Source organism: Variovorax sp. Varisp41, from assembly GCF_047325085.1.
Classification (GTDB): domain Bacteria; phylum Pseudomonadota; class Gammaproteobacteria; order Burkholderiales; family Burkholderiaceae_C; genus Variovorax.
This window is the reverse complement of the sequence record NZ_CP168540.1, coordinates 2881524-2895417: the sequence shown is the minus strand read 5'-3', so window position 1 is coordinate 2895417 and position 13894 is coordinate 2881524. Positions and strand designations below refer to the sequence as shown.

7 protein-coding genes are annotated in these 13894 nt (G+C 72.9%); 2 read left to right on the top strand and 5 right to left on the bottom strand.

Annotated elements, in window-relative coordinates; translation table 11 throughout:
- Positions 1-39 precede the first annotated feature (39 nt).
- The 5 genes from ACEN9J_RS13495 to ACEN9J_RS13475 all read right to left on the bottom strand — a co-directional run bounded on the left by ACEN9J_RS13495 (position 40) and on the right by ACEN9J_RS13475 (position 11770).
- The gene (locus ACEN9J_RS13495; protein ID WP_413764308.1) at positions 40-3474 is read right to left on the bottom strand and encodes a DUF4132 domain-containing protein; all 3435 of its coding nucleotides are present in this window, start codon (positions 3472-3474) and stop codon (positions 40-42) included.
- 61 nt (positions 3475-3535) lie between these two features.
- The gene (locus tag ACEN9J_RS13490; protein WP_413764307.1) at positions 3536-7813 is read right to left on the bottom strand and encodes a DUF4132 domain-containing protein; all 4278 of its coding nucleotides are present in this window, start codon (positions 7811-7813) and stop codon (positions 3536-3538) included.
- A gap of 335 nt (positions 7814-8148) precedes the next feature.
- Positions 8149-8970 carry an SDR family NAD(P)-dependent oxidoreductase gene (locus tag ACEN9J_RS13485; RefSeq protein ID WP_413764306.1) on the bottom strand — a complete coding sequence of 274 codons (822 nt, stop codon included), beginning with the start codon at positions 8968-8970 and terminating at the stop codon, positions 8149-8151.
- A 197-nt stretch (positions 8971-9167) separates the two neighbouring features.
- A complete protein-coding gene (gene recJ / locus ACEN9J_RS13480) occupies positions 9168-10889 on the bottom strand; it encodes a single-stranded-DNA-specific exonuclease RecJ (protein WP_413764305.1) in 1722 nt (573 codons plus the stop codon).
- Complete coding sequence (locus ACEN9J_RS13475) at positions 10889-11770, bottom strand: hypothetical protein (RefSeq protein WP_413764304.1); 882 nt, start codon at positions 11768-11770, stop codon at positions 10889-10891. Before ACEN9J_RS13475 ends, recJ begins: the two co-directional genes overlap by 1 nt.
- Positions 11771-11967: 197 nt before the next feature.
- Between ACEN9J_RS13475 and ACEN9J_RS13470 the strand changes: the two genes are divergently transcribed.
- Together ACEN9J_RS13470 and lolD are read left to right on the top strand one after the other, a co-directional pair.
- A complete protein-coding gene (locus ACEN9J_RS13470; protein WP_261209974.1) occupies positions 11968-13224 on the top strand; it encodes a lipoprotein-releasing ABC transporter permease subunit in 1257 nt (418 codons plus the stop codon).
- On the top strand, positions 13217-13894 hold the full coding sequence (gene lolD, locus ACEN9J_RS13465) for a lipoprotein-releasing ABC transporter ATP-binding protein LolD (protein WP_261209975.1): 678 nt from the start codon (positions 13217-13219) through the stop codon (positions 13892-13894). Before ACEN9J_RS13470 ends, lolD begins: the two co-directional genes overlap by 8 nt.

Here is a 13894-nt window from a genome sequence, read left to right as displayed (position 1 = left end):
CAAACATAGCAGAGCGATAGCGGAACGGTGTAGCGCGCCTCAGCGCGCGCCCAGCGCGTCGATGTCGCGCACCGCCTCGCTGAAGACGATGGGATCGAGTTCGCCGAACGGGTGGCCGTGATGCAGCACGTCGAGCGTCTGGTCCTCGCCGGCGCCCGCGTTGTCGAGGCCGGGGCCGAAGCGCAGCGCGAGCGCGCGGCCGCCGCCCAGCCCCTGCCAGGCATGGTCGTAGGCACCGCCGCCGCCGCGCCCGCGCAGCCAGCCGCGCGACTCCAGCGCCCACAGCGGCCCGGGCCGTGCGACGCGGCCCGACCAGCGCGTGAGCGCGGTCAGCGCGCGTTCGTCCTCGCGCGGCGCATGCACGGCGCGGTGCAGCTGCTCGAAGGGCTGGATCAGCTCGTAGTCGGCGAACTGCTGCGCGAAGGCGGCGATCTGCGCGGCGCTCAGCTGCAGCGGATGGGCGACGACGATGCGCGCGGCGGCGTTGTCGTCGAAAGCCTGCGGCGTTTCGTCGGCATCGACCCATTCGCCCTCGGCGCTCACGCGGAAGGCGGCGCGCAGCAGCGTCAGGCCGCGCGCGTCGCGCCCGCCCTCGCTCACGCCCCACACCAGCCGCTCGGCCAGGTGGCGCATCAGCGGATGCCCGGCGATGAAGCGGCGGAAGTCTTCCACCGGCCAGCCGCGGCCCGTGCGCATCGCGCGTTCCAGCCGCAGCGGCTGCTGGGCCGCGACGGTGGCGGCATCCTGCTTGAGCGCCTTGAAGCGTTCCGCGGCCGCGGCCGCGAGTTCGGCATCGTCGCTCGCGCGCGGGCGCGGTGCCGTGGCCAGGCGCGCGCCGGGCCGGCCCTCGACCGATTCGCGCACGAAGGGCACCAGCGCCTCGTCGAAGCCGACATGGAACTGGCGCGGCCCGAAGTCCAGCAGCAGGCCGCCGCGTTCGTCCAGGCCGAGGTCGGGCGCGATCCGGTCCTCGAGTTCGTCGCCGCTCAGGCCGCGTTCGGCCGCGGCCTGCGCCAGCTTCTCGGCGGCCGACTGGCGCACCGTGGCGATGCGGTTCTTGCGCGCGATCGCGTCGAGCTGCATCAGCGCGACGTCGCTGCCCAGCCGTGCCAGTGCCTCGAGCACCCAGCCGATGCGCGTGGCGGTGCCGCCGGCGCCGGGCGCGCTCCAGCGCCGCACGAGGGCGCCGAGCCGGCGCGCCGTGTCGTCGGTGCCGATGAGGCCGAGCGCGCGCAGCGCCCAGTTGCCGGGCGCGCCGGCGCCCGCGGCCTCCCACGATTCGCAGACGTCCCAGCCGAAGTCGGCCAGGCTCTGGGGCTCGCAGGCGGCGCGCACGGCGTCCAGGCCCGCATAGCCCTGCGGCAGGTCGGCCGCGAAGCTCAGCATCAGGCCCAGCGGCTGCAGCGCCTCGTCGGGCAGCGCGAGGCCGTCGTCGCGCAGCCGCGGCTTGCGCCAGCCGGCCGGTTGCCAGAAGGCCGGGAGCTTGCTGCGCGCGTTGATGCGCGACGGGAAGTCGCGCAACGGGTCCTCGGCCAGCAGCGAATCGACGGCGGCCGCCACGGCCGGGTCGTCGTGGCGGCGCGCGGTGGCGCGCAGCGCCTCGGCCTGTCCCAGCGCGGCCATGGCGCGCAGCGCGGCGCGGGCCTGCTGGCGCGCCTCGCGCTCGGCACCCAGCGCGGCGGGCAGCAGGCCGGCGGCCGCATGCGGCGCGAAGCGCACCAGCCACTGGCGCGCGTGCGCGCGGCGTGTCGGCCGGCGCGCGAGCGCCTGCGCCATGAAGGGCGCGAGCTGCGTGGCGCCGATGAAGCGCGCGACGAAATACTCGTCGCCGTCGTTGGCCAGCGCCTGCAGCAGCCCCGGCAGCGCTGCGCTGCCGAAGCGCGCCACGAAGCCGCCGGCGCGCGGCGCTTCCTTGCCGCTGCCCACGGCATTCCAGAACGCCAGCCCGGTCGCTGGCGGCAGGAACCAGGCCGACTGCACCGCGATGAAGGCGCCGTACTGGCGGCGGTCGGGCGCGGCATCGTCGTGCACGCGTTGCCAGTCGGCGATGAAGCGCTCGAGCTCCTGCTGCGGCTGCGTGTGCAGCGCGGCGACGCGCTCGGGCGTCCATTCGCGCAGCCGCTCGCCGATGGCGCGCTCGGCCTCCATCGGCTGGCGGTAGACATAGGGCGTGTCGCGGTCGATCCAGTGCTGGCGGACCTCGTCGCCCCAGTCCTCCTCGGGCGGCAGCTCGAGCACGGGCAGGCCGGCCAGCACCAGCGGCGGCGTCGCATCGGCCGCGCGTCGCGCCCAGGGCGGGTCGGCGAGCACCGCGGGCCAGCGCGCGCGTTCGGCGAAGGCCTCGGGCGCCGCGCCGGCCTGGTCGGCGACCGCGCCGAGCTGGCGCCGCACGGCGGCCGGCAGCGCCGGCAACAGCGCGGGCAGGCGCTCGCCGAGCGTGCCGGCCAGGGTCTTGAGCTGTGGCACCAGGCGCGCGGCGCCGGCCTTGGGCAGGCCGCCGTCCTCGAGCACCTTCGCGAGCGCGAGGAAGCAGCGCTCGGGGCGTTCGCCCGCGACCCAGCCCAGCGCCTTGGCGCAGGCGGCATCGGCGGCGGTCATGCGCGCCAGCGCCTCGGTGGCCTCGGGCGTGTCGAAGGCGGCCAGCGTCCAGGCCACGGCCACGCTGCGCTGGCGTGCGCCGAGGTCCAGCAGCAGCGGCAGCAGCGCCTCGCCGTGTTCGCGCAGCAGCAGCGCGAGCAGCGACGGCTGGTCGAGCAGCCGCATGCCGTCGCCCGCCACCTCGGCCAGCGGCAGTCCGGCGGCCCAGCGCAGCCAGGGACCGCAGCGCTCGAGCTGCTCGGGCGTGGCCTGGTCGAACAGCTGCCGCGCGAGCGGGCGCCATTCGGGCAGCGCGATCGCGAAGCGGGCGCGCGCGGCCAGCGGCAGCTGCGGGTCGAGCGCGCGCAGCCGCTCGGTGCAGGCGGCGCGCGTCGCGGCGTCGGCCGCCATCCAGTGGCCGCGGAACTGCCACAGCGAGCTCGCGGGCTGGCCCCAGAAGGAATGGGCGCCGTCGTCGGGCGGCGCATCCTGGCGCAGCGGCTTGTGGCCGATGCGCTCGCGGCGCCAGCGCGCCGCATGCAGCAGCGCGTCGAAGGCCGTGTCGAGGCCGTGCTGCAGCACCAGCCAGTGCACCAGCGCCTCGGCCGGCTCGTCGCGGCCCGTGTAGGCCTGCTCGCGGAAGCGCGCGATCATCAGGCCCAGCAGCCGCGTGTCGGCCGCGTCCATCGCGGCCTCGAGCCAGCCGCGCGTGGCGGGCGAGCGCACTTCGAAGGGCTCGGGCAGCAGCGCGTCGATCAGGTACTCGCCGCACTTGTCGAGCACGCGCTTGCGCAGCGTCGGCAAGGTCGAGGCCTTGGGCGGCGGCTTCGCGCCGGGCTCGCCGGGCGGCAGTGCGTTCTGGAGTTCGGATGGCAGCACGAGCGGCGCGGCGCTCATTCGAAGACCTTCGTGCTTCGCACTGCGGTGCGAGCTTGCTTGGGGCGGCCCGGCGCGGCGCTCATGCTCGCAACCCTTCCATGTCGCGGATCAGCTCGCTGGCCGAGATCGGATCGAGCCGGTCCAGCGTCTCTGCGTTTTGCATGTTGCCCCAGCCCGAGGGCTTGCCGACCTGCACCTCGCCGAGCTTCTGCTCGGGGTACTCGTCGACCATGCCGACGATGATGCCGGGGTCGAGATAGAGCTCGATCACGCGGCTCGGGCCCAGCGGCTTGGTGAAGTACCAGATGCCGCCGCCGTCCTGTGCCTCGCCGCGGCGCCAGCCCTTGTTGACCAGGCCCAGCACGCGGCCGGTGGGCACGGTGGCGTCTTTCCAGCGCTCGAGCTTCTGGCTCTTCTTCTCGTCCTCGGTCAGCACGTAGGTGTCGCGGCCGATCTGCGCGAAGGGCTGCAGCAGCTCGTAGTCGGCGAACACCTGGCCGAAGGCGCCGGCGTCGGCCGGCGAGAGCTCGAGCGCGTGCGGCACGCCGATGCGGATGTCCTCGCCGGTGGGCAGTTCGAAGGGATCGTCCTCGGCGGTGGTCAGGCTGCCGTCCTCGGCCACGCGGAAGCACGCCAGCAGTTCGCCGCCGTAGCTGGCCTCGCCCTGCACGCGGTAGGCGCCCCAGATCAGCCGCTGCACCAGGTGGCGCACCAGCGGATGCTCGACCAGGAAGGTGCGGAACACCTCGGGCGTCCAGCGCCGGCGTGCGCACATCGCGACCTCGAGCCGCAGCAACTGCTGGCTCGCGATGGTGCGCACGTCCTTCTTGAGCAGCTTGAAGCGTTCGACCGCCTCCTTGCTCTTCTCGGCGTCGTCGGTCTTCTTGGGCTTGGGCAGGTCGGACAGGCGCGCGCCGTCGACGCCGTCGGCGCGCTCGCGCACATAGGGCTTGAGCGCCTCGTCGAAACCGACCTTGAAGCTGCGCGGCCCGAAGTCCAGCAGCAGGGTGCCCTGTTCGTCGAGGCCGAGGTCGGGCGCGAGCCGGTCCTCGAGTTCCTCGGTCGAGAGGCCGCGCGCCTCGGCGATCGCGTCGATCTTCTCGCGCGCGCGGTCCTGCAGGCCCTTGAACTTCACCTTCTGCGCGATGCCGTTGAGCAGCATCAGCGCCACGTCGGAGCCGATGCCGGCCAGCACGTCGAGGCCGGTGACGGCGCGCGCATGCGCGGCCTCGCCGGGCCAGGCGCGGATGAAGGGCGTGAGCCGGCGCGCCGTGTCGTCGTTGCCGAGCAGGCCCAGCACGGTGAGCGCCCAGCCTTCCTTGCTCGGGCCGCCGGCCTCGAGCCAGGCGCTGAACGCATCCCAGGCGAAGTCGGCCAGCGACTCGGGCGCGCAGGCCTCCTTGACCACCGCGATGCCGCCGTAGATCTCCTCGTTGGTCGGGAAGGTGAACATCTGGCCCAGGTGGTCGAGCGCCTCGTCGGGCAGCGCCTTGCCGTTGCGCAGCACCGGCCGGCGCCAGCCGCGCGGCTGCCAGAACTCGGGCAGCTTCGCGCGCTTGGTGGGGAAGCGGTCGAGCGGGCTTTCCTCGAGCACGGCGCGCAGCGCCTGCACCACCTCGTCCTTGCCGTAGCGGCCGGCCACTTCGAGCAGCAGCTCGGCATGGCCCTCGGCCTGCAGCAGGCGCAGCGCCGCGCCCGCCACGTCGCGCGCCTCGCCGGCCTTGCCGAGCGCGGGCGCGATCAGGCCGCAGGCCGCGTGCTCGGGGTACTTGAGCAGCCAGTCGCGGCCGGCCTGGCGCACGGTCTTGAGCTTCGCGAAGGCGCGCGCGGCCGGTGCCGCGAGTTCCACCGCGCCGTAGTTCAGCGCCAGCTGCAGGTTCTCGCCGGGCTTGGCGCGCACCACCGACAGCAGCCCCGGCAGCGCGGGCAGGCCGAAGTTCGCCATCACGAAGTCGGCGCCCTGGGTCTCGGCCTGGCCCGCCACCGCATTCCAGAACGGCACGCCGAGCTCGGGCGGCAGCAGCGCCGCATAGCGCGCGTCGAACCAGAAGAAGTAGTAGCGCTCCTGCTTGCGCGCGGCCAGCATGCCGCGCCAGGCGGCGATCAGCTTGCCCGCATCGCCCGTGCGGATGCCTTCGCGCGCGGTGTCGAGGATCGGGTCGCGCAGGCTCGCGAGCAGTTCCTTCTCGCGCGCCTCGCCGCGCTGGTGGATGTCCTGCAGCACCGCGGCGTCGGGCGAGTCCTCGGCCTCGTAGGCGGCCTGCATCAGCTTCACCTGCTCCTCGTGCGCGAGCTTGCTGGCCTTGCTCTCGAAACCCAGCTCCTTGAGCATCACCTGCACGTCGTTGCGCGCGCTCGCGAAGCGGTTCACCTGCCACGAGGTGCCGGGCCGCTGCGCCTCCTCGCGCGCGCCCGGCGCCCATTGCTCGACCGGCGCCAGCGCGAGCGGCTCGAGCGCGAGCACCGCGGCCGCCTTCTTCTGCACCTTGGCGAGCCAGGGCGGCGAGGCCAGCACGCCGGGCAGCTCGCTCGTTTCGGCGACCTCGCTCGGGCCCGACAGCAGCGCGAGCTGGCGATCGATCGCGCCCTGCGCGCCGGCATCGAGCCAGGGCCGCAGGCCGTCGACCAGGCCGCCATGCGCGCGCAGCAGCCGCGTGAGGCTGGGCGTGAGCAGGCCCGCGTCCTTGCCGCCGGCGGCCACCAGCCGCGCCAGCGCGACGATGGCGGCCTGCGGCCAGCGGTCCACCGCGAGCGACAGCCGCGCCAGTGCCGCCTTCGAGCCGCTCGCGACCTTGGCGAGCGCCGCCACTGCCTCGGGCGTGCCGATGGCCGCGAGCGTCTCGCCCGCGTGTTCCTCGGCCGCGCCGCGCTCGAGCAGCGCCACGGCCTCGGTGCCGCGTTCCAGCAGCGCCGTGGCCGTCATCTTGTAGTGGCCCCAGAAGCCGCTCGAATAGCTGAGCCGCACCTTGGCGGCCTGCGCGGCGGCGGTGGCATCGGTGATGGTCAGCAGCAGCCAGTGCAAGGTCTCGCCGCTGTCCTTCTCGCCGGCCAGCCGCAGCGCGAGCGCGTTCGAGAGTTCGGGCCGCTCCGGCAGCAGCAGCGCCGCCAGCGGCTGGCGGCTCGGGTGCAGCGAGGGCAGCGCGGCCTCGATCAGGTCGGCGCACTGCTGCCACTCGGCCTCGGGTGCGGTCGAGAGCTGCTCGCGCAGCACCTCCTCGGCATCGCCCACGGCGCCGTACCAGCCGTGGTTGACCGCGTGGCCGGGGTTGCTCGAGAAATGGCTGCGCCACTTCTTGGCTTTCTGGTCGTAGCTGCCCTCCACCTGCAGGCGCAGCGCCGACAGGTAGACCTCGATCGCGCCGGCCAGGCCGTACTGCGCGACCAGGTACTGGATCAGGAACACCACCGAGCCGGCCTTGTCGCGGCGCGTGTTGTGGTCCATGAAGGCCAGCAGCAGCGCATCGGCCTCGGCATCGGGCGTGGGCGTGGCGGGCTTGTCGCGCGCGAGCATGCGCTCGGCCGCGGGCCGCAGCGCGGCATCGGTCGCGGCCAGGTCCAGCGGCAGCTCGAGGTCGTTGCAGGCGCGGATCCAGGCCTGCGCGAGATCGAGCACCGGACGGGTCGAGGGAAAGCGCCGCGAGGCATAGGCGAACTCGCGCGTCTGCGCCGTGATGCGCAGCGGCGCGCCCTGCGCGAGCCAGGGCGGCGCGCCTTCGGCCACGGGCTGGGCGGGCGTCTCGCCGTGCGCGGCCACTGTGCGTTGCGCGAGCTCGCGCGCCGCATCCTGCGCCTTCTCGCGCACCTCGGCGGTGGTGCCCCAGCCCGACAGCAGGCCATGGGACTTGAGCTCCTCGAAGGCCATCGTGGCGCCTTGCTCGCTCACGCCGTACTGGCGCTTGAGCGCGGCGGCCGAGAACTTGTCGCCGCTCTTGACGCTGCCGTCCTCGATCGCTGCGCGCACGGCCTCGACGACGCGCTCGCACTGGCTGTCGAGGCTTTCGCTCGCGACGGGCGGCGGTGCCGGCGTGGCGGGTGCGGGCGCGGATGCGGTGACCTTCGCCGCTGCCTCCACGGGTGCGCTTGCAGGTGCCTCGGCAGGCGGTTCCGCCTTCGGCCTGGCCTCGGTCTTGCCGATGCTCGCATCGGCGCTCACGCCGACTTCCTTGTAGCCCTTGCCGGTCTTCTCGCTCACCAGCTTGGTCAGCGCGGTGGCGGTCTTCGCGGCATCGGCGAAGGACTTGGTCTGGCTCTGGCCCGCGGTGCCGATGCGGCCCCAGCGGATGTTGAGATCGTTCTCCGCCTGTTCCACTTCCCAGAACTTGCTGGCGGTTCCCTCGATCAGTTCAAAACGGCGCATGGAAAGAAAATCCTCCTGGGGTTCGTCGATGAGCGGACATCAAGAAGCGTTGCCGTACGCAAGCCCGGGGGCAGGATAGGCGCGCCATGTGAACGCCGCGTGCAAGCGGCGCATCGAAGGGCGCGGGGGTTCAAGACGCAGGCGCCCGATGTGCGTCCGGCAGTCGCATGCTGCGCGCCGGAGCGATCGGGAAAGGACAACGCATGGGCGCGATCATGCCCGCGGTGCACGCTCGCGTGCACCTCCAAAAGTCGCAAGGCCGCGTAGGGCGTCGGGAATGTACGAAGAAGGTTCCGACGTTCGCGCGACGACGGCCCGGCACGCCTCGGAAAAGCTCAGGACGAAGCGTGCGCGCTGCCCGGTTCCGCGATCCTTCGATGCTGCTCGGCCAGCGCGGGCGAGGGCATCACGCGCGACAGCGCCACCTGCATCTTGTTGCGCCAGCCCGCGATCACGCCGCTCTCGCCCTTCATCAGCGCGTCGAAGCCTTCCCTCGCCACCTCGGCCGGATCGGCCTTGTCGGACTGCTGGCCCACGCGCGTGTCGAGCATGTCGGCGCGCGCGAAGAAGTGGGTGTCGGTCACGCCGGGCATCAGGCAGGTCACGGTCACGCCCGTGTCCTTGAGCTCGTTGCGCAGCGCCATCGCGAAGGAATCGATGAAGGCCTTGGTGCCGTTGTAGACCGCCTGGAACGCGCCGGGCTGGAAGCCCGCGATCGAGCCCGTGATGAGGATGCGGCCCTGGCCGCGCTCGCGCATCGCGCGGCCCACGCGCTGCACCAGGTAGAGCGTGCCGGTCACGTTGGTGTTGATCACGTGCTGCACGTCGTGGAACTCCTGGTCGAGGAAGCCATGGCCCAGGCCGTGGCCCGCGTTGGCGAACAGCACGTCGATCGGCCGGTCCTCGCAGGCCGCGAGCAGCGCATCGACGCCGTCGCGCGTGGCGAAGTCCTCGCGCACCGCGAACACGCGCGCGCCCATCGCGCGCAACTCGGCCTCGGCCTGGGCCAGCGATTCGTCGGCGCCGATCAGCAGGTCGTAGCCATGTTCGGCCGCGCGCCGCGCGAGCTGGTAGCCGATGCCCGAGGAGGCGCCGGTCACCAGCGCGAGCGGTCGGCGTTCGGCGCCGGGGAACACGTCGGGGGAGGGTGTCTGCATGCCGGTCTCCTGCGTTGCACCGCGTGGACGCTGCCGGAAATCGGCCGTGGCGCGCCGTGCATGGAGACCAGCGTAGAAGCGCCGCGTGCCTTCCATGTAGGAATGTGTACCGAGCGCGCGCCCGCCGCGGCGCGACGGCGCATGCAATTGCTTGCAGCGGAAACCCCGGCGTAACCTGTGGCCGGGGTCCGAAGGCTTCAGATCTCCGCGCCCTCGACCAGGAAGCGCACGCGCCGCACGCCCTGCCATTCGTCGGCATCGAGCCGGAATGCCAGCTTCACGCGCGGCGGCAGCGGGTCGGTGTGGCCGAACCAGATGCCGTCGATGGGCTGGCCCTGGTGGCGCAGCTTGAGCGCGAGGTGCCGCTCGCCGACCAGCCGCTGCGACACCACCTCGACCTCCTCGCTGAAGGTGGGCGGCGCGAAGCCCTGGCCCCAGACCTCGCGGTGCAGGGTGTCGATCAGGTCCACGCGCAAATACTCGCGCGAGATCGGGCCGTCGGTGTCGATGCGGCGCGTGAGCGTGGCGGCATCCAGCCATTCGTCGGCCACCTGCGCGAGCGCGCGCTCGAAGGTCCGGAACTGCTCGCGCGCGACCGTGCAGCCGGCCGCCATCGCATGGCCGCCGAAGCGCAGCAGCACGCCCGGATGCCGCTTGGCGACGAGGTCCAGCGCATCGCGCAGGTGGAAGCCCGGGATCGAGCGGCCCGAGCCCTTGAGCTCGTGCTCCTTGCCGGGCGCGCCGCTGGCCGCGAACACGAAGGTGGGCCGGTGGAAGCGCTCCTTGATGCGCGAGGCCACGATGCCGACCACGCCCTCGTGGAAGTCGGCATCGAACACGCTGATGGCCGCGGGCACGGTCTCGGTGCCTTCGCCGTCGACCGTGAACAGCGACTCGGCCAGCAGCAGCGCCTGATCGCGCATGCCGCCCTCGATGTCGCGCCGCTCGCGGTTGATGCCGTCGAGCAGCCGCGCGAGCTCGTCGGCGCGCGCGGCATCCTCGGTCAGCAGGCACTCGATGCCCAGCGTCATGTCGGCCAGCCGGCCGGCCGCATTGATGCGCGGGCCGAGCGCGAAGCCGAAGTCGAAGGTGGTGGCCGCGGCGGCCACGCGGCCCGCGGCCTTGAACAGCGCCGACACGCCCGCGGGCATGGCACCGGCGCGGATGCGGCGCAGGCCCTGCGCCACCAGCCGTCGGTTGTTGGCGTCGAGCTTCACCACGTCGGCCACGGTGCCCAGCGCCACCAGCGGCAGCAGCGCGTCGAGCTTGGGCTGCGTCGCCACGTCGAACACGCCGCGCCGGCGCAGCTCGGAGCGCAGCGCGAGCAGCACGTAGAACATCACGCCGACGCCGGCGATGCACTTGCTCTCGAAGCCGCAGTCGGGATGGTTGGGATTCACCAGCACGTCGGCGATCGGCAGCTCGGGGCCGGGCAGGTGGTGGTCGGTCACCAGCACCTGCAGGCCGCGCGCCTTGGCCGCGGCCACGCCGTCGACGCTGGCGATGCCGTTGTCGACCGTGATCAGCATGTCGGCGCCACTCGCGGCCACGCGTTCGGCGATCGGCGGCGTGAGGCCGTAGCCGTCGACCACGCGGTCGGGCACGAGGTAGCTCACGTTCTTCGCGCCCAGCAGGCGCAGGCCGCGCACGCCGACCGCGCAGGCGGTGGCGCCGTCGCAGTCGTAGTCGGCCACGATGCACAGGCGCTTCTCGGCGGCCATCGCGTCGGCCAGCAGCACCGCGGCGTCCTGCGTGCCGCGCAGGGTGTCGGGCGGCAGCAGGCGCGCCAGGCCGTCGTCGAGCTCGTCCTTGGCGCTGACGCCGCGCGCGGCGAACAGCCGGGCCAGCAGCGGATGCACGCCGGCCTGCTCGAGCGCCCAGGCGCTGCGCGGGGGAATGTCGCGGGGATGGATCTTCATCAGAGCGCCTCCAGCACGGCGGCGGCGCGCGGCCGCTCGAACAGGCTGCGCGCCCAGCCCACGAAGCCGCGCGGCTGGATCTCGTGGCGCTGCGCCGTGCGGTCGCCGCACAGCGTGATCGCGACCGGCGCGCCCGCGTTGTAGTGGTCGAGCAGCGCGGCGATCGGGCCCGCGTCGAGCGCCTGCCAGGCCTCGGCCCAGCGGATGCCGTCGTCGTGCAGCGCGGCGGTGCGCAGCGAATCGTCGACCTGCGGCGCGGGGCCTTCGGGACCGATGGCGCCGGCCGCGAGCGCGCCGGTGCCGCTGAGCCAGAAGGAGTTGATCGGCGGCGCGCCGCGCGCGGCGCGGTCGTCGTTCACGCGCTGGGTGTAGAGCAGCATCTGCATCTCGTTCTGGAGCCGGCGCAGCGGCCGCGCGGCATCGGCCAGCGGCGACCACTGCGAGATCGGGTGGCCCACGGCGCGGTCGATGGCGGCGGTGGCGAGGTCCTGGAAGATCGGCGCGCGCGCGAGCCAGCGGCCGGGGCGCGCGGACGGATGCAGCGCGATGCCGTCCTCCTCGAAGAAGGGGCGCGCCGCAGCCAGCAGCGCGGCCGACTCCTCGGCGTCGATCTCGATCGCCGAGGGATCGCCGAGCACCACGTCGTCGATGCCGACCTGCCAGTGGCACAGCGTGACCAGGCCCCAGGCGCCGGTGTCGCTCGCTTCGGCGGCACCGTTGCGGCGTGCCTCGAGCGCGGCCCAGGGGATGCAGCCGTCGGCCGCGGCGATGCCGAGCGCGCGCGCCAGGGCGCGTTCGTGCGGCGGGGAGCGGGTGCTTTCGTCCTGCGTGTCGGTGGCCGTGACGGCGAGCCGGCCGAGCAGGGCCTCGAGCTTGGGCAACCTTAAGGTTGGGAGGGCTGCGCGGCAGGACGGGGAACCGCGGCCGGCAAAGGGAATCAGGAGATGACGGGCGGGAGCGGGTTCGGCCATGGGCCTATTGTCCGGGATGCCACAATTCCGCCCGCCTTCCTCTTCGCCTTCACCCTTTTTCCCATGAACCGACCCATGCCGTCGCCCCGAGCGCCGCAGGAGACCTGATGCGACTCCCCTACGAACTGCAGCTCGGCTGGCGCTACACGCGCGCGGGCCGCGCGACCCGGCGCAACGGCTTCATCTCGTTCATCTCGGGCGTCTCGATGCTCGGTATCGCGCTCGGCGTGGCCGCGCTGATCATCGTGCTGAGCGTGATGAACGGCTTCCAGAAGGAAGTGCGCGACCGCATGCTGGGCGTGGTCTCGCACATCGAGATCATCTCGCGCGACGGCCAGGCCCTGCCCGAGCTCGACACCATCATGGCGGCCGCGCGCAAATACCCCGAGGTGGTCGGCGCGGCGCCCTTCATCGCTACCCAGGCGCTGATCGCGCGCGGCGAGGACATGAAGGGCACGCTGGTGCGCGGCATCGAGCCCAGGCTCGAGCCCGAGGTCACCGACATCGCGGCCGCCGCGCCCAAGGGCACGCTCGACAAGCTGGTGCCCGGCGAGTTCGGCATCGTGCTGGGCGGCGAGCTGGCGCGCTCGCTGTTCGTGCAGCCCGGCGACCAGGTCACGCTGGTGGCGCCGGGCGGCCAGGTCACGCCGGCCGGCGTGGTGCCGCGCCTCAAGCAGTTCACCGTGGTCGGCACCTTCGACTCGGGCCACTACGAATACGACTCGGCGCTGGCCCTGATCAACGAGCAGGACGCGGCGCGCGTGTTCCGGCTCGAGGGCCCGACCGGCATCCGCATCCGCCTGAAGGACCTCAACCAGGCGCGCGACGTGGCCGACGAGATGGCCGTCTCGCTGCCGGGCCAGTTCCTGATCCGCGACTGGACGCGCCAGAACAAGACCTGGTTCGCGGCCGTGCAGGTCGAGAAACGCATGATGTTCATCATCCTCACGCTGATCGTGGCGGTGGCCGCCTTCAACCTGGTGTCGACGCTGGTGATGACGGTGACCGACAAGCGCGCCGACATCGCGATCCTGCGCACCCTGGGCAGCTCGCCGCGCAGCATCATGGGCATCTTCGTGGTGCAAGGCGCGATGGTGGGCGTGATCGGCACCGTGGCCGGCCTGCTGCTGGGCCTGGGCATCGCCTACAACATCGACGTGATCGTGCCCTTCCTCGAGCAGCTGTTCCATGCGAGCTTCCTGCCCAAGGACATCTACCTGATCAGCAAGATGCCCAGCGACCCGCAGCGCAGCGACATCATGCCGATCGCGATCATCTCCCTGGTGCTGGCCTTCCTGGCCACGCTGTATCCGAGCTGGCGCGCCAGCCGCGTCAACCCCGCCGAGGCGCTGCGCTATGAGTGAAGTCGTATTGAAGGCGCGCGGTCTGACCAAGCGCTTCCACGAAGGCCGCCTCGACCTGACCGTGCTGCACGGCATCGACCTCGACGTGAATGCCGGCGAGACGCTGGCCATCGTCGGCGCTTCGGGCTCGGGCAAGAGCACGCTGCTGCACCTGATGGGCGGACTCGATTCGCCGACCTCGGGCAATGTCGAGCTGCTCGGCAAGGACATCGCGCATGCCGACCCCGCCGAGCAGGGCCGGCTGCGCAACCTGCACCTGGGCTTCGTCTACCAGTTCCATCACCTGCTGCCCGAGTTCAGCGCGCTCGACAACGTGGCGATGCCGCTGAAGATCCGCCGCGTCGACCCGGCCACGGCCGCGCAGTCGGCGACGAAGATCCTCCAGAGCGTGGGCCTGGGCGAGCGGCTGCACCACCGGCCGGCCGAGCTGTCGGGCGGCGAGCGCCAGCGCGTGGCGATCGCGCGCGCGCTGGTCACGCAGCCGGCCTGCGTGCTGGCCGACGAGCCCACCGGCAACCTCGACCGCGGCACCGCCGACACCGTGTTCGAGCTGATGCTCGACCTCGCGCGCCGCCATGGCACGGCCTTCGTGATGGTCACGCACGACCAGGACCTGGCGCGGCGCTGCGACCGGGTGCTGCAGCTGGTGGCGGGGCGGCTGGCGGGCTGA